We start from the raw sequence: 16652 nt of genomic DNA on the forward strand, positions 1-16652 counted from the left end.
CGGATTGTTTTCATATATCTTCATCGAATATACTGAAAAAAAGTATCTTTTGCCACCCGTGTTCCCGCAACGAGATCCTCAATAATCACAAAGAGGCGATTTTGTCCTGCCTGTGCGTGTTCGAGATGGACTTCGAGGGGCAGGCGTTCCCAATCGCTATTGCCCACCTGTGTATAGGACAAGGCGACCTCGGGTTGATCAACAGTACCCGGCGCACGCCTCTGCTCTGTTACCGCTGCCTTGACTGCGGTTGTCACGCGATAGCGGGTCTGCCCAAACTCGTCTTTTGCCAGATTGTACACTTCGCAATAAAACGCGAGTGGATTGGGCGCGCGAACAGTCCTCCGAGGATTGGGAACAACCTGCCAATTCCCCCTTCGAAATCGCGTATGGAGTAGCGTGTCCGACATGCTCTTAACGAGCATAAGATCGCTGATATGAAGCCGTTCTTCACCGTAGTCATCAATCGCCACATCGAGCGCGAGCACCCCTTGCCGCGCGGACATAACATCGGTAACGGTCAGTGTAAGATGATACATCCCCGCGGGCACGTCCTGGCGCGTGATATCCACGACTTCCTGAGTGACGACATTTGAAGTATCTACAAAATGCTGCACTTTTTGCGCGTTTCGATACACCATGCGATATGCCGAATCGGCCAGCGCAACCGCGTGCTCAAGTACCACCTGGGGCTGTTGCCCATCTGTAACGGCGAGCAGATTTTCAAGCGGTATGCCATACATAATATCCACTCGGGTTTTGCCTGTACTGCCCCGAAAGTCCGCCAGATCAAAATAAAAAGTGCCCAGCGACAAACGAGGTGCTTTGCGAAATTCGTCGGGTTGGTTTACGGTGGCGTTTTTGTAGCGAATTTCTGGGGCGTGTTCGGCTATGCGAATATTGTCTCTGAGCATAGTGGGCGGAATGGGCGGAATCGGCGCGAAATCAAACCCGGAGACGCCACCCAATTCGCGTGTAAAATCGATGACCAGACCGCCATCTATCTCGGTATAAACCCATGATTCCCAGGGTACGATACTGCGGTCGTGTTGCATGGTAACAGGCGCATAAGCTTCTTGTGAAGGGTCGCTGAGAGCGGTTTCTTCGCGGCGTCTCTCAACCGGGTCAAAGGTAATCTGGTCTGGAATATCGAGCCTATTACTTTCGCGCTCAGCAGCAAATCCGCGATCGCTCCGAATGGGAAAAACCGGGCCAATCAATTCACTTTGATTGGGATCCCGGTACAATTCTCGGTACACCTTTTCCTTTACTTCCTGCACGCGCGTTGAAGGCAATGATGAGACCCATCCCGATCGGGCGCGGTAATCGGGTTCACCGTAGCGGATATAGACTACACCGCGCCGGTCCCAGGGATAGTTTTCCCGCCCGAATACCCAGCGCGCCGTCCAGACCCGTTCGTAGTGCGCCAGTTGTCGCTCGTTGTACGCGCTGGACAAATTCGGATTTTTTGCACGCCAAAAACGCGCCACATACTTTTCCTTTTCCGCATCGTCAAGCGCGCGATAAGTTTCTATTTCCTCTTCTGACAATAGCACCTGAATATCGTCGTAAAGCTGGCGTTCGCGCGCGTCAATTTGCGCGAGAAATCGCTCGAATAATTGGGTCGATTCCTCGTAGCGCTTCACCCGCAGTGCTTTGATTGCCATAATGGGCAACAAATGCGAGGCTTCGGGTTTTTCGCGTGCGATGGGTGCGATAAAGCGGTCGATATCCCGATAATTTTTCAACTGCAACAGACTTCTGCCCAGCCGCACAGCGACTTCATCGTCGGGGTTGCGCGTCAAATACGTCTGGTAAAATGCCCGTGCTTTTTGATGGTCTTCGCGATCGGCATACCAATCGCCCAGCACGCGGTATGGCGGGAGATATGTCGAATCGCGCCGAATGGCGTTTTCGGCAATTCCCACGCCATCAACCATCCCCTGATCGAGAAGCGCCTGTGCCAAAAAGCTGTACGCATCCAGATAATCTGGATCAGATCGGATTGCAGATCTGAGTGCTTGCACCCCGTCATCGAAACTCCCGCCTCGCCTCAGCAGCACCAGCCCTTTTCCCGCACGCGCCTGTGCCGATGCATCGGGAAAAATCACGGCTTTTTCAAATGCTTCTTCAGCTTGTTTGAGCAATCCCCGCTCGAGATAGGCATGTCCCAGAGCACTCCACGATTTCCCGTCTTTTGCCTGGTCGCGTAGCGCTGCGATCTGCGTTTCTGCTGCCCCTGCCCCGTACTGCGAAAGGTCTTCACCAAGCCGCCCCAGGGTCGCAGATACAATATCCGCCATTTTGTCCCATCTCCAGACCCTTCGCCCGGTTGAAGACCCCATCCAGAGAATTTGTCCGGTCTCCACTTCAATCAAACGCAATACCAGGCCGATATTGTCTGTTGCGCCATCTTTGCCCAGAACGAGTAAGCTACCTGTCAGAATGGCCTCCGCAAGCGTTGTCTCTGATGCTTCCCTGCGCAAATCGGGGCTGATGCGAGAAAACCGCTCGCGCCCCTGTCTTCCTTTTAATGCCCCTGGTACGAGAGAAAACAGACCATCGCGCTGAATTGCATTTTTAAGATGCATTTCACAATCGGCAGCAAGAGGCAGATAATCCGTAGTATGAAGTGGTTGCACGAGGATATGATGCGGCAAATGCGCGGCCTCTGGCGCAGGTACAGGTGTTTCCGCTTCGGCAAATCCAAGCGAAGACCGCACTTCAGCAGCGGGAATCTCTCCCACAGATCGATGCGCTCGCGTCCATACCCATGCCGGATTGTCCCGCACATCGCCAGTCCAGACAATCATACCCGTCCGGAGATCAATGAGTTTGAGTTTGATCAAATAAATCCCCGTAAACGCGACAGAACCCGTCAAAAGATAAGTGGCGGGAACCCTTTTGCTCAGGAACTCGCGTAGCTCGGGAGAAAGCTGTCGGTCGGTCTGATCTATCTCCCCCATTGGCACATCGGTTTCTATTAAAACGAACCGCGCCCGTCCCAGAGCGGGCACATAAGCGCGGCGATAGAGCTCATAGGCAATGCGATCGGCCATATAGACGCCGTAATCGCCATTGTAAGGAGAATAAAAGGGCGCGATTGCCAATCGGAAGGTGGCAGGCGGCTGAGAAAAAGCACTGACGGGCAATAGCAACGCGGTCAGGACATAAAGACACACCCGATAGAATAAATTTTTTTTTGACAAACGCCTCAAGTCCGACCTCCCTCACTTGATCGGCACCGACAGGGAAACTTGAGCTGGCCCGATCACCAGATGATCCAATACACTGGATAACCAGACCGCCGCGAGCAGGCCCAGGACGAGATTGGCCCGCCCCGCACGAGATTCCACGCGTTCAAAATTTTGGGTAAACGCATCGGAATCCGTACCTGCTATGGGTTGACCCAGTTGCAAATCACTCAGACGCGTACCGCGATAGGTATTATATGCACTGCGATAGGATATATCGGTCGCAAACCAGGCCGCAGCGAGCACTGCTGAAGCCCCTATAAAGACATACCCTCGTTTTTTGTGTCCGCGGTACAATTGCCCCCAGCCCGGCAGGAGAAACGAGCGACCAGTAGCACCCCAAAAGGTCGTTCCCTTAAGGGTTTGCCGCAGCGTTTTGCGGCGCATGCCCAAAAGTAGTGCTCGCGTATCTGCAAATGCTCGATCTGGAGGAATGTCCATAATTCCCTTGTTGGTTTCTGGATCCAGGTGAAATGTCTCGACAAGTGCCAGACGGGCACGAATCGTATCGCCAGAAGCCAGGTGAATGCGCCCCAGATCAAAAAAGATCTCGGCTCTCCGACTCTGCTGCGGTCTGTCCAGGAAAGGCACCACGCCCAACAAGCTCGGAAGATGAGAGAGCGTCTCAAATGCGCTGGCGTAATCACCTGCGCGATAGGCGGCCTGCGCTTTTTCAATAATTTCCTGGTCATTCGCCCATGCCGAACCCATCGCCAGACAAAACAACACCCAGATCAATAGACTACGGTACATATGTTGTGACCCCTCCACTTTCATCTGAAAGATGGACGAAATTTCTGGCTGATCCGCCGATAGTTAGATCACCTGCTGAGAATGCGTCCGAAGGCAGTGCCCATGAGAGAAGAGGTGTCCCATCTGCCTGAAATACGCGCACCTGCGTGTGATCCAATACAAAAACCTGCCCCGCGGTATTGAGCGTTAAAGCACACGGCTCGATCTGAGGATGTGGCACATCCCAGGTGATATCACTGAGGACCTCGTTCGAAAAGCGCAAAACCCCTCGTTGTACTCGATTTGCCCAGGCAGCCCAGATAATACCATTGTGAACTGCGATATCTACGGGATCTTCTTCGAGATTGAAAGTGCCCACAGGAGAACCCGCAGCAGAATAGACGCGCAACTGCCGACCTGTCGCAATATAAATCCGCTGTTTATCGTCCTGAGCCAGCCGTACCTGCGAAGATGTGCTCATCCAATTGTCGGGAATACGCCACACCGTGTTATTATTCATCAGTTCGATACCCACTACTACAACGCGCCCGGCCCGATCCAGACCGCCGATATAAGCGCGTTGAAAAGCCCCCTGCCCCGCAAGCGAAGGACCAGCCAGATCCACCGATTGCGGCACGAGGTCGTTCAATCGCGGAAAAGAAGTCCCGACGAGGTGGCGCGATAGCGTATTGGAAATATCGACACTCAGGGTATGCCGCAGGCGAGAAAGCAAAATCTGGTTGGGGCGAACAATCAGAGCGAGCATATCGGCTTCACCATCGGAATCAGCTGCTGAAAGTCTCATCCGCTCGTTCGCCCCGCTTAGAGTTTCTACGATATGTCGCCCCACTTCGCGATAAAATTGCACGCGCACGCTGCGACTTGTGAGCCGCACATCCGTCGAAAGGGGAGATCTTGAGACACGCATAGACCTTATGGCATAAGTATAAGAGCGGTTGTCGGAAATCGACCGATCCCAAAATGAGGTCTGTGCACGGCTTTGTATGACGGCAAGAATTTTTTTATCACCACCTTCAGGCATCCGCAGAATTTCATAACTTCTTGCCGTGTTTCCCTCATCATGCCAGACGAGTTGCACGGCAAGATCAATAGGATCGCGTCGCACTTCGCGCAAACCAGCACCCGGGATAGGAACTTCAACAGCAGAAGTACTCACCAGGCCACCCTCGCTATGTTCGGCAACCACGCGGTATTGCAGGCTTTCGCCAGCAATCAGCTTTTGGTCTCGAAACGCACCCACAGTCGCGTATCTGCTATTGGCATCGGCACCGGAAGAAAGCTCGATATTTCTAAAACCGAAAATATCTCGACGCTGGAGGACAAAGTTCTCAACGCGCTTCTGTCCGAGATACTCCCACTGCACAGTGACCACTCCCCATGTGTTCTCCTCAACCTTATAGGAGGCATCGAGAATGTGGATGAGCGGTGTATTGTATGGGTCTATGCTCAGATCGCGTTGGGGGTTATAACATCCGATCAGAAGGCCCATAGCACACATAAATAGCAAATGAGAGAAGCGGTTTCCCATTTTTTCACCACGAGAAAGGGGATCATTGATTAACGGACTTCAATATATTGATATGAAGCCTGAATAAACAAGTAATTTGTCAAATCGGGGCTTGTAAAAACACCTTGCCTTTCGTTCACAGTGGTATTAAAATCATAAATAGTGGTTAGCTGCCCACCATTCTTTCTGCTGAGAAGAACCATGAATAAAAAATTAGATCCGTGGATTACGCCTGAAATCCCGCGTACTAAAAATCCAGCCTGTGATCTCAAACGCACGTACAAGCACGCATTTCGCATCAGCATGGTGATTGCATTCATCTTGCATGTGGGCATGGGGCTTATGTTTCCCACATTCACAGCCGGTACTCGCAAAATAGAGCGGCGCACCATCGTCATTGAGACCGTCGATATACCGGAAACCCGTCAGATTCACCGCGCGCCGCCACCGCCACGGCCGTCTATTCCGATTGCAACCGAAAGCGAGGATGTTCCCGACGACGTTACTATTGAAACTACCGACCTCGATTTCGACAAGGTCGATCTCCATGTGCCCCCACCCCCTGTTGAGACCGCAGCAATAGAGGAACCTGAAGAAGAGATACTCGAATATTTCATGGTTGAAGAAAAACCCGTACTCATCCATCGTGTAGCACCTGTATATCCCCCAGTCGCTCTCAAGGCGGGTATTGAAGGCACTATTCATTTGAAAATACTGGTTGACAAAGCCGGAATAGTCGAACAGGCCCAGGCTGTCAAAGGCAAAGAAATTTTTCACAAAGCAGCCCTTCGGGCCGTTAATCAATACCGCTTTAAGCCAGCCCGTCAAAATGATAGACCTGTTAAAGTCTATCTCGTCATACCCATACGTTTCCGAATTACTAACTAATTTACGAACATAAATAACCAACCCCCCGACAAGTTTATCGGGGGGTTGGTTATTTTAAGACATTGCATGTACACATCACTCATCCAAGCATTTGCAATTCTGTCCACAATTCCCGATACGCCTGAGTTGCCTTTGAACGCGGCTTGAAGCATGCCACGGGTTGTCTCGCCAAGCCCATCCTTTCCACATCTGTCGTGTAAGGAATTTGCGCGTTCAGAAATTTTTCCTTGCGCTCGCCCACCTGTGCGATCATTTCCCTGTGTATTGTCTTGCGCTGCTCAACCATTGAAAAAAACGACACCATTTTTCTGCGCTTCAAACCATTTTTGTTAAAAAAATCTATTAATTTTTGATGCGTTAACATCGACAGAGTTGTCGGAATACACGGAACCACCACATAATCAGCCGCTCGGAAAACATGCTCGGCAAGGAGCGTCAGGTTGGGCGGGCAGTCTAAAAAAATATAATCGTACTCTTTCCTCATCGGCGTCAACAGACGTTTCAAATAGCTTTTCTTCTTCGCCCGCTCGTCCACCAACCCCAAATCCAGATTGCGAAAAGACATGGCCGAAGGTAATAAGTCCAGACCTTCAAAGTCCGTCCCCCGAATATTATTCTTTAAATGCTTGCCGCCCTTCAAGAAACGCTTGCGTCCAAACTTTTTTTTTGCGCGAATGCGAAAATAAAAAGCCGCAGCTCCCTGTGGGTCTAAATCGCACAGCAATGCAGTCGCCCCAGAACGAACCGCTTCATAGGCCAGATTCACAGCTGCGGCGGTTTTCCCCACGCCACCTTTCATGCTGTACAACGCAAAGATGCTCACACCCGCTCCTCAATGAGATTTACTATCCAAATAAATCGCGGTACAAACGGACATTTTTTTTTCCCGCATAAACGGCAAATGCACTGGCAAATTCGCGTCTAACAGCTTGCTGCTGGTCGTGCAAACGCGCAATAAGCCCGCCAATAGCCGCGGCACAAAGCAGGCGGTCTGCACGCCGGCTGCGGGGCAACACCTCGTTTAAATAGGTCGTCAATTCCTGTTGTTGTACCGATAAATCGTTAAAATCTCCCAGATTATCCTGCAACTTCTTCATATACCCGATGAGTTTATCCATCTTGTTTTTGGGAAAAAAAGAGGCAAAAAATTCTAACAAATATCGCAATTTCTTGCAGTCGATTCGCAAATTGTGCAATGCCTCATCGGGCGTATCTTCACCAATCGCCTTGCCCCTTTTGAGCACTTGCTTAAAGCGTTTAAAAATAAATTTTCGCGCAAGGGCTATAGCAGGTACAGCAGAGTCCTTCCCCCCCCGAGACTCTTCGCCCTGAAAAAAAGTCGCCCATGAATCCATCAAGTCCAGATATTCGGGTTTATCGAGGACCTGCACCATGTCGCTAAGGGCGCGCCGCCGCTCGCTTTTTAAGCGCGAAAACACAGCGTCCAGACCGGGTTGTAGCGACCGGGGCAACATCGCGCGATAAGTCTCTTCATCGAGCAAATACACATCCAGATCGCGCAACCGATTGGTCGATCTGCCCAGTTGCCGAAACGCATCCTTAAAATGTGCTACAGCATCTTCGGGCAAAACGCCTTTGATTTGACTCAGCGCCGACCGCGTGCGCCGAATCGCAACCCGAAAATCGTGCAGAAATTCCGTATCCCAATCCGCGCGAATGCCCGTTTCATTCTGGCGCATCACATCGTGCAGGCATCTCAAAATCTCACATGTTGCTTCACGTCCGCTCGCTTCGTGATTCAGGTCGAGATTCAGCTTTGAAGAATAATCGCCCGGCACGCACCCTGCGAGATCCATCACGCGTTCAAATACATCTTCTGCCACAGGCGCAACATCCAATTTTCGGAAACGACGGCGTAAATTCTCAAAATCGCGCTCATATCCCCGCACGCTTCGGCAAGTCAAAGTCGCAACGCGTCCATTTTCTGTGCTGGTATGCGTAATAAATAGCCGAACAACCGTCTTTTCATCTGCATTTAAAACGCCAAATCCGCAAACCTTCTGCCTCACCTGCGCCCGAAGTAACAGCGCTCGAACTGAGAGCGCGCCCCGTAGTGTGTCGCGTAACTCGCCTTCTGGAAACATCCACCAGAAGCGGCCTTCCAGATGTTGTTTCATTTCGATCTGATTGTGTAAAGGGTGTTCACCATCTGAAATGCGCTGTAAATACACCGCATTTCCCGCTTGTATCAGCGCAAGTCCCTTTTGATACAAGCGCCAGTCAAACGTGTCGAAATATTGCACCGTGTTCTCAACCTCAGATACAGGCAGCAGGCGCTCAGGCGCGAGTTGTTCGACCACATCCCATCCATGTGGTTCACTCAAAATATAAGTTTCACTGCGCGTGATCATCGGGCGTCCCCTTATTTGCGAGGATTGCATTTTTGTAACGGTCATCATCGGTCACCTCTCGGCCAAACCAGAGCGGTGGGACAAATCGGGAACTTTCATCTATGGTCTCAAATTCGACTTCGGCTACTATCAAGCCCTTCAAGTGGCCGCGGTACACATCCAGTTCAATTGTCCATATCCCTTCGGCTATCTCATAACGAACTTTTTCGACTCGCCTACCCTCAGTTAAAGGCCAGAGGTTATCAAATTGCGCCTGGCTCAATTCCACCTCGACTTCCGTCCGTTGCACACCCTTCCCAATTTTTACTGTCTGATAAAATCGCTCGCCGTTGCGACGCAGCCGAATCTCAGGGTCATTCTCACCTACCGAGAGATAGCCCTGTGAGATTTCTACTCCTGTACAGGCCGTCAGATCCGGCATTTTTCGCACGCAAAACTTCCGTTCAATTTCTTTTATCATAACAAAACGCGAGTTCCCAGATGTGAAAAGCAGGACAGGACGCTTTATTCCCGGTAATCGGGGAATAGTAATGATAACACACCTCATCATTGAAAGCAATTTTTTAGATGATGCATCGCACCGTTTTTGGTGTATATTGAAATTTGCAAATGTTTTATAAATAATAGCCTTGTACTACTATACCAAAAGGGGATCGCACTATGTCACTCGATGGAAAAAAGGCTCTCGTCACTGGTGGACGCCGCAATATCGGGCGCGGAATTGCCCTTGCTCTGGCTCAGGCGGGCTGTGATGTGGGCATCAACGACCTGGAACGAGATGCCGATGCCGGCAGGACCCTGGAACTGATCCTGGATCAGGGGCGAGAAGCCGACTTCTTTCAGGCCGATATCTCCAACCGGGCACAGGTGGAAGCAATGTTCACCGCCTTCATCGACCGTTTTAACCGCCTCGATATCCTGGTCAACAATCCCTATGCCGGAAGCGGGGCTACCTTCCTCGAAATCACCGAAGAAAACTGGGATTTGACCCTGGACGTATGTCTCAAAGGCTTTTTTCTTTGCAGTCAGCAGGCTGCCCGCATCATGGTACAACAGGGCGAGGGAGGCTGCATTGTCAGTACTTCTTCGGTCCATGCCTACCGCGCCTGGCCCGAAGATACGGCCTACGGAGTAGCCAAAGCCGGTGTGCTGCGTCTCACCGAGAGCATGGCCGTGGACTTAGGTCCTCACAATATCCGCTGCAACGCCGTGATGCCGGGGTATATGGACCTGACCCATATTTTTGGCACTCAGGCTCCGTCTGTGGGCAGCGTGTCCGATGAACTCAAAACCAATATCCCTCTGGAGCGCCGCGGCACCCCCGAAGACATCGGACGAGCCGTTGCCTTTCTCTGCTCGCCAGCGGCTGGCAATATTACCGGTGCATCCCTACCAGTGGATGGCGGTCTCTTGACCACGGGCGTCTAATGCTGGTGATACCAACGTGCGTACCAGATATAAGACAAGCCTTCGGGACTGTTTTCCCAAAGGCTTGTCTAACTGAATTTGTAACATTTTGAGATAATTTGCATTGTATAGTGAGAGACCTTTTTATATTCTCGAAATACCACCGATCGTCCACACGCCCTCAACTTTGCCGACAACAAGAATAGCCTGTTCGCCGTTGCCAGATGCCTCGTCAGCAGTCACCGCCACAAGAACACCTTCAGGGCCAGATTGTGCAACCTCGATATTTACATTGCTGAACGATGTGGTTCTTTCATTGACTTGCTGTGCCAGTTCTGTGGCACTTTCGATCCGGGTGACTTCACCAACGCCGACGTCAAGGAGTGGAAACCGGCAGAGAGCAGCACAGGCATCGCCATCGTTTTTGTCGCGTGCATCGCAATAGCGCCGGACATGATCGGTTGCGATCTCAACGGCCCTGGCGATCGCTGTTTCGTCGTCCTGCCCGTCGTGATAAGTACCCAATGCAAATCGCGCCTGGATACCCCACGAGTCGGCGGGCTTGGTAACAATGTAGGTGACGCGGTTCCAGAGGATGGGATCGTCGTCTGCATTGTAGCGCGTCCATCCGCCTACAAGGTGAACTTTGTTGGACGATTCATGAAAACGAACCGGTTCTCGCCCTCTCGTTAGAACCCAACCAGTCGCGACCCGTGACGTCCAGTCGGCATCATCAGCGTAGTCTCGAGCTGTATCGAAATACATGGTTGGGCCGTTTGCGGCAACTCTTACATGGGGATAACTCATCACGGCAGCCCAGGCATCTCCATTTTGAGATGCGTCGGCTTTGTAAAATTCAAAGTAGGCTTCTTCTGGTGTGTCAAAGTGCATCTTGTATTTGGTCATTTGCGTTCTCTCCTAACCGTTTTTGCCGTATTGGCTTTCCACGCCTCTGTTGTGAAACGCGTACCAATCGTCATCGGTCAGATATTTTGGTTCGCCAAGCTGACGGGAAAGCACGTATTGTCGGCACATGATTTCCAGACGATGGGCCTGGTTGACAGCGCGTTTTAAGGTTGGTCCGTGGCAGACCATGCCGTGGTTTCCGAGGAGACACGCGGTGCGGTCATAGAGCGCTTCGGATGCGTCTTCGGCAAGCGATTGGCCGCCAAATGTGGAATAAGGGACACAGGGCACATCGTTACCGCCAAACACACCCATGAGGTAGTGAAAGCCCGGTAGAGTCATCACATGGCACGATACCGCAACGCAGTAATCGGAGTGGGTGTGAACCACTGCTCCGGCTTCGGGGTGCTTTTTATAGATGGCACCATGCATGGGCGATTCCGAAGAGGGTTTGCAGTCGCCTGCATACTCACCGTCGAAGGTGGCTTTGACAATCGTTTCTATGGTAATATTATCTGCGGTTGCACGGTTGGGAGAGATGAGCATTTTGTCGCCAAATCGGACGCTCAGATTGCCAGAGGACATTTCGTTTAAGCCAAGCTCTCCAACTTTTTTATAATAAAAAACCAATTGCTCGCGTAAGGCCATTTCATAAACGGGATCATCTTCCATATGTATTCCTTCATTGGTTTTTGTCTGCTTCACGCATCTGCTCCAGGGCAGTATGAATAAAGTTATCTTCACCAACACCGCCCGCTTTCAGTACCAACGACAATGGATCGCTCCCTGCACTATGACAATAACCACCGTTGAGAACGTCGAATGTCGCCACCGAAACTTGCACTATACCTAAAGATGCCATGACGGCCCCTGATGTTTCTCCCCCCATCACAACAAATTTACGTACACCGTGCTGATAGAAATGCTGGACAACACTGGACAGAAGCTTATCGGCAAGTGTTGCAGCGCCTTCGCGCCCGAGCTCTGCCTGGGCTCTTTTTACGCCTTCAGAATCCGTTGAGGTACCCACACCTACAGGCCCTTTTTCTAATCGGTCTTTTGCCCATTCGACAATGCGGTCAACCATGTTGGCGTCTTGAGCTGCTTCTAAAAGGTCAATGCGAAACACCGGATGCGTTTGCTCGAAATGCGCAAGTTGCCGGACTGATTTTCCCGTGCAACTCCCAGAAATAACGGCTTCATAACCAGGTGCAGGCGGCAGTAATGTTTTCGGTTGGCTCTTTTTGTCCCTCTGCCAGTTGCGCGCAAGCATCACCGGGAGTAGATCTGCGCCAGTGCTCAATGGCAAATCCTTGGACAGTGTTGCCAATTGCTCAAGATTCGACTCATCAATCACGTCGACAATAAAAAACTTTACGCCCAGGGCCTTCTGCTCTGAAATGTAGTTCTCGCAAGCGTCTGTTCCTGACGCCACAATTTGATATGGCAAAAGACCAACCTTGACCTGACTTTGTTTCTGTAGTACTTCAACAAGATTGGAATTGGTCATCGGTGTTACAGGATCATTGCGTCTCGGTGATTCGTGTAGCATGATTGACCCGAGAAACAACCGCCCTTGATAGATTGTTGTGTTTTTCCAGATGGGACAAAAAAATACGTGGTCGGCCTGGGTCAAGTCCATCAACGTTTCTGCCACAGGCCCGATATTGCCACGTGCTGTAGATGAAAAGAGCGCACTGTATTTGTAGTATATCTGTCTCGTACCTTTGGCGAGCAGAGCTTCAGCCGTGCGTTTTGCATCGGCACGGGCATCGTCAGGGGGTTGGATCAGGAGTTTTCGTCCAACGACCACAGCTTGTGCATCGTCGTCGAGTGTATTGAGTGCATCGCCAGATGTTACCAGTGGACAACGCACGCCTTCTCTTTCGAGCAAACTCGCGACCATCATCCCACCTGTGAGATCATCTGCGATTACACCAAGTTCAAGCATCGCTTTTATCTCCCGAATTTTGTGCCTCAGCAACGACTTCCTGCATGCCATCCCACTCACTCCAGGGATCACACAGTTTATCGATAGAAATTTGCCATGGATCATAACCTTCGGGATAGTCGAGAAATTCGCCTTCCCAACCGCGGTCGGGGTGATCGCTGTCTCCTCGCACTTTGGCACCACCGGGACGATGGCGACGCAATCGAAAGTAGGCACTGATGCGTGGGTCTGCGCCCAAATCGTTGCGGGTACCGCAATGAGGAATACCGTGAACCGAAATAAAGGCATCGCCTTCTTCAGCGAGCACAGGGGTAGGCTCAGGCCACATAAGGCCATCAGGTGTGAACTGCGCGCCCTCACGATAATGATTGGCGATCCATTCTGGAAGCGTATTGATACCAACACCCTTGTCACCCACGTGCTTCAAACGTGGCCAACCATGGCCTTCAGGGCCGATGACGCCACCTTGGTCGCGTTGCCGCCTGAAGAATTCAGCCGTGTGATGATGGGCACCCCGAAGGACGGCAAAGTTGCCATAGCCAAATTTGGATTGATCGCTGAGGACAACAACGGCAAAGCATGTAAAACTGCCGAGGGAGAGCGTGCAATCTGGATTCTGAAACAAAGGCGTACCGTTTACCCCGAGCACGTTGGCACTGCGATCTCCAAAGTGTGGCGTTTTGGGCACATGCCAATCGTCCACTTCGTCCGCTGTTTTGGGAATGGCTCCAGACCACTGGCCATCAATGTGCGGGAAGAAGGCGTGATTGGGCACTTCATCGTCGGGCAGACCGTGGTTGCCGATTTCTCTGGATGGCTCGCGCGGATACAGGACCGGTGAAAAGCCGTGTGTCGGAGGATCGAATGGCCCCATCGTGTTGGTGAGGATGTCGGTCAGCGCTGTTTTATTAATGAGGTCTGTGATGGCATCTTCACAGCCGACATAACGGTTTCTTCTTTTGGGCGGATCCATTGTGCCGTTCAGGATTTTACCTGCGGTGATGTTGACCAGCCGCCGGGCACGTTGGGTCAGCTCTTTGGGCACGATGTTTTTGAGGATAATGTACCCATCTCGATAGAAAGCGCGTTTTTGCTCGAGGGTGAGTTCGGTTGGACCGTCTGAGCGTGTGTGTTTCATAACTGGCCTCTTTCTGGTTCGGCACTGCTAAGGACTAGGGCATTCTATTGCGAAAGGATTCCACCATTTCGGGAGGCCCACCATTCTGACCGATGAAGTTAAGAAATGCGTCGTAGAGTCTTCGAACTTCATCGGCGCTCGAGTCGAACCGATTCTCGTTTTGACCTGGATCGGAAGGCAGATGGTAAAGCTTGTTGGGCGGACCCTGGTTCTCGAGCAGAAGCGTCCATTCGCCGTCAGTTACCTGGCCCTGGGGATTGCCACCATCGGGACTCCAGCCGCCGACCCACGCGCCATGCGTGATGGCGTAATCGTGATTTTGGTCGCCGCCATCCAACACGATGGGCAAAAGGGAATTGCCCTCAACCGGCCCAGAATGCTCCGTGTTGAAGACGTCCAGAATGGTCGGTGGAATATCGATGATGCTGGTTAATGCCGGCGTTCTCCTGGGCGTGGCTTCTGGATAATAGATCATCAGCGGAATGTGAGCGACTTCCTCATACATATCAAAGTTCTTCGCCACCAGACCATGCTCACCCAGAAGAAATCCATGATCGGCCATGAAGATAATCATGGTCGAATCCATCAGTCCCATATTATCTATTTTCTTCAACAGGTGACCAATCCACGTGTCGACGAGGCAGGCTTCTGCACGGTAAAGCACTTCTGCTCGCTTTGTGGTCTTCTCGTCCATTGGATTCGATCCGTAAGGCGGATAGATGGGTTCAGGACCCTCGTAGTCTTCCTCCTGGAATCGCCGAACGTACCAATCCGGCGGATCCCAGGGCTCATGTGGATCGAACGTGTCGACCATAAGATAAAAGCTTTCATGCTGGTAGTTCTGCTCCAACCATCGTGTTGCGCTGCGCATTGTCGTGGCGACAAATGTATCTTCCTCTTTCTGCCGAAAGGCCGTGTTTCTCAAATGATTGGCCAATCCCAGCGGAAGTTGCTCGGGATGGGTCCGCGTATGTGTACGAAAGCGTCTTGCGGCATCTCCATCGTAGTCAAAGGGCTGAGTCCTCAAATGATCGGACTCTTGACCTCGAATCCATTCCCATCCTGTGAACCCCCGATTATAGTTGAACCCGTTATTAAGATGATGAGGTGTATCTGCAATCATCATGGATACGACACCCGCATCTGAAAGCGAATCTGCTATTACGGGAATGTCCCGCTTGAGCGGTTCCCAGCCTCTCCTGCACATACCAACCTGGCCAGTGACCAGTTCACCTCGAATGGGTACGGTGGGAAAACTGCACACGTAGGCACGGTCGAACAGGACGCATTTCTCGGCAAAAGCATCGAGAAACGGTGCGTGGCCTCTTCCCCCGAATACTTTCAGATTATCGCGTCTAAATGTGTCTGATATGATGTGTATAACGTTCATGATTGTGTTCTGCTTTCAGTTTAAGAAGCAATTATAGATGGCATCTTCAAGCACGTTGTTGCGTGGTTTTTTGCGATCTTATATCCTGTTAGGCTGGCATCCAGGCTTTTGCAGCAATGCCTTCGAGATGGGTTTTGACATCGACGACGGCGGGTTTGCCTGCGTTGAGGGCTTGCTCAAGAGCACTTTGTAGCTCGCTGATTTTGTTGACAGTGATGCCAAAGCATCCCATGGCTTCGGCCATTTTGGCAAAGTCTGCATCTGGGAAGAGCCAGAGTTCGTCAGAGCCTTTGGTACGACCGCCATAGGTGTGTTCTACACCACCTTGTTCCTGGTTCAGCGAATGGTTGTTGTTGATGACGGTGACGGTGTTGATTTCGGATTTCATGGCGGTGTCGAGTTCGGTCATGTGATACCAGATGCCCCCATCGCCAGTGAAGCAAATGACGGGACGGTCTGGTGCGGCGCATTTGGCACCGAGGGCTGCAGGGAAACCCCAGCCGAGTGAACCAGAACAGCGGATATAAGATTGTGTGGGATATTTGAAGTCGAGCATGGTGCCGGTCCAGATGCCGGAGTGTCCTGTGTCGGAGACGAGTATGGCATCGGAAGGAAGAAAGTCAGACAGTTCTTTGCAGAGGCGTTCGGGACGCATGGGTTCCGTGTCGGAGTTGACATGTTTGGCCATGTCTTCTTTCCAGGCGTTGACGAGTTCGTGGGTGCGGGCGATCCATTGGGTGCGAGGCTCTGCTTTGCTGGCCTGATCAATCATGAGGCGCAATGTGTTTCGCACGTCGCCTTGAAGGCCGAGGGTGAGGGGATAGTTGCGACCCAATTCTTCGGCATTGATGTCGAGTTGAATGATGGGCGTGCCTTGTGGCGGCACTTTATACCCATTGGTAACCTGTCCGCCCGTATGACTGCCGATGAAGAAAACCAGATCGGTTTCAAACATGGCCTGATTGGCACAGGCGCGTGAGTATGAACCGGGTGTGCCGATAGCGAGTTCGTGATCGGCGGGAAACATGGCTTTGGCATTGAGGGATGTGGCAACGGGGATAGAAAGCTTCTCGGCAAGGGCGATGA

14 protein-coding genes are annotated in these 16652 nt (G+C 51.6%); 2 read left to right on the plus strand and 12 right to left on the minus strand.

Features of this window, described 5'->3' with window-relative positions:
* Positions 1 to 20 precede the first annotated feature (20 nt).
* Genes OXG87_04470 through OXG87_04480 form a run of 3 tightly spaced genes read right to left on the minus strand, consistent with a single transcriptional unit; the run spans position 21 to position 5535 of the window.
* Positions 21 to 3218, minus strand: a complete 3198-nt coding sequence (locus OXG87_04470; protein ID MCY3868788.1) for a GWxTD domain-containing protein — start codon at positions 3216 to 3218, stop codon at positions 21 to 23.
* Positions 3219 to 3230: 12 nt separating this feature from the next.
* Entirely contained in the window at positions 3231 to 4007 is a 777-nt protein-coding gene (locus OXG87_04475; GenBank protein ID MCY3868789.1) for a hypothetical protein, read from the minus strand.
* The gene (locus OXG87_04480; GenBank protein MCY3868790.1) at positions 3997 to 5535 is read right to left on the minus strand and encodes a hypothetical protein; all 1539 of its coding nucleotides are present in this window, start codon (positions 5533 to 5535) and stop codon (positions 3997 to 3999) included. Before OXG87_04480 ends, OXG87_04475 begins: the two co-directional genes overlap by 11 nt.
* A gap of 180 nt (positions 5536 to 5715) precedes the next feature.
* Here OXG87_04480 and OXG87_04485 point away from each other — a divergent pair, with 180 nt between their 5' ends.
* A complete protein-coding gene (locus OXG87_04485; GenBank protein ID MCY3868791.1) occupies positions 5716 to 6402 on the plus strand; it encodes an energy transducer TonB in 687 nt (228 codons plus the stop codon).
* Between the two features lie 79 nt (positions 6403 to 6481).
* On the opposite strand, the gene OXG87_04490 is transcribed toward OXG87_04485, so the two are convergent.
* The 3 genes from OXG87_04490 to OXG87_04500 are packed head-to-tail and all read right to left on the minus strand — an operon-like array spanning position 6482 to position 9234.
* The gene (locus OXG87_04490) at positions 6482 to 7225 is read right to left on the minus strand and encodes an AAA family ATPase (GenBank protein ID MCY3868792.1); all 744 of its coding nucleotides are present in this window, start codon (positions 7223 to 7225) and stop codon (positions 6482 to 6484) included.
* 22 nt (positions 7226 to 7247) lie between these two features.
* Positions 7248 to 8774 (minus strand): CHAD domain-containing protein, encoded by a 1527-nt coding sequence (locus OXG87_04495; protein ID MCY3868793.1) that lies wholly within the window; start codon positions 8772 to 8774, stop codon positions 7248 to 7250.
* Positions 8758 to 9234, minus strand: coding sequence for a CYTH domain-containing protein (locus OXG87_04500; protein ID MCY3868794.1), 477 nt, complete (start codon positions 9232 to 9234; stop codon positions 8758 to 8760). The genes OXG87_04495 and OXG87_04500 overlap by 17 nt, the downstream gene beginning before the upstream one ends.
* 200 nt (positions 9235 to 9434) lie before the next feature.
* Between OXG87_04500 and OXG87_04505 the strand changes: the two genes are divergently transcribed.
* A complete protein-coding gene (locus OXG87_04505) occupies positions 9435 to 10202 on the plus strand; it encodes an SDR family NAD(P)-dependent oxidoreductase (protein ID MCY3868795.1) in 768 nt (255 codons plus the stop codon).
* A 123-nt stretch (positions 10203 to 10325) separates the two neighbouring features.
* Here OXG87_04505 and OXG87_04510 read toward each other — a convergent pair whose 3' ends face one another.
* The 6 genes from OXG87_04510 to OXG87_04535 all read right to left on the minus strand — a co-directional run.
* Positions 10326 to 11087, minus strand: a complete 762-nt coding sequence (locus OXG87_04510) for a hypothetical protein (protein ID MCY3868796.1) — start codon at positions 11085 to 11087, stop codon at positions 10326 to 10328.
* Between the two features lie 12 nt (positions 11088 to 11099).
* Complete coding sequence (locus OXG87_04515; GenBank protein ID MCY3868797.1) at positions 11100 to 11792, minus strand: class II aldolase/adducin family protein; 693 nt, start codon at positions 11790 to 11792, stop codon at positions 11100 to 11102.
* Positions 11770 to 13038, minus strand: a complete 1269-nt coding sequence (locus tag OXG87_04520; GenBank protein MCY3868798.1) for a four-carbon acid sugar kinase family protein — start codon at positions 13036 to 13038, stop codon at positions 11770 to 11772. The genes OXG87_04515 and OXG87_04520 overlap by 23 nt, the downstream gene beginning before the upstream one ends.
* Positions 13031 to 14176 carry a hypothetical protein gene (locus tag OXG87_04525; protein MCY3868799.1) on the minus strand — a complete coding sequence of 382 codons (1146 nt, stop codon included), beginning with the start codon at positions 14174 to 14176 and terminating at the stop codon, positions 13031 to 13033. Before OXG87_04525 ends, OXG87_04520 begins: the two co-directional genes overlap by 8 nt.
* Positions 14177 to 14210: 34 nt before the next feature.
* A complete protein-coding gene (locus tag OXG87_04530) occupies positions 14211 to 15566 on the minus strand; it encodes a sulfatase (protein MCY3868800.1) in 1356 nt (451 codons plus the stop codon).
* A gap of 88 nt (positions 15567 to 15654) precedes the next feature.
* A partial coding sequence (locus OXG87_04535; protein MCY3868801.1) for a thiamine pyrophosphate-dependent enzyme occupies positions 15655 to 16652 on the minus strand: 998 nt, incomplete at its 5' end.

The sequence above is a fragment of the Gemmatimonadota bacterium genome, assembly GCA_026706845.1.
Taxonomy (GTDB): domain Bacteria; phylum Latescibacterota; class UBA2968; order UBA2968; family UBA2968; genus VXRD01.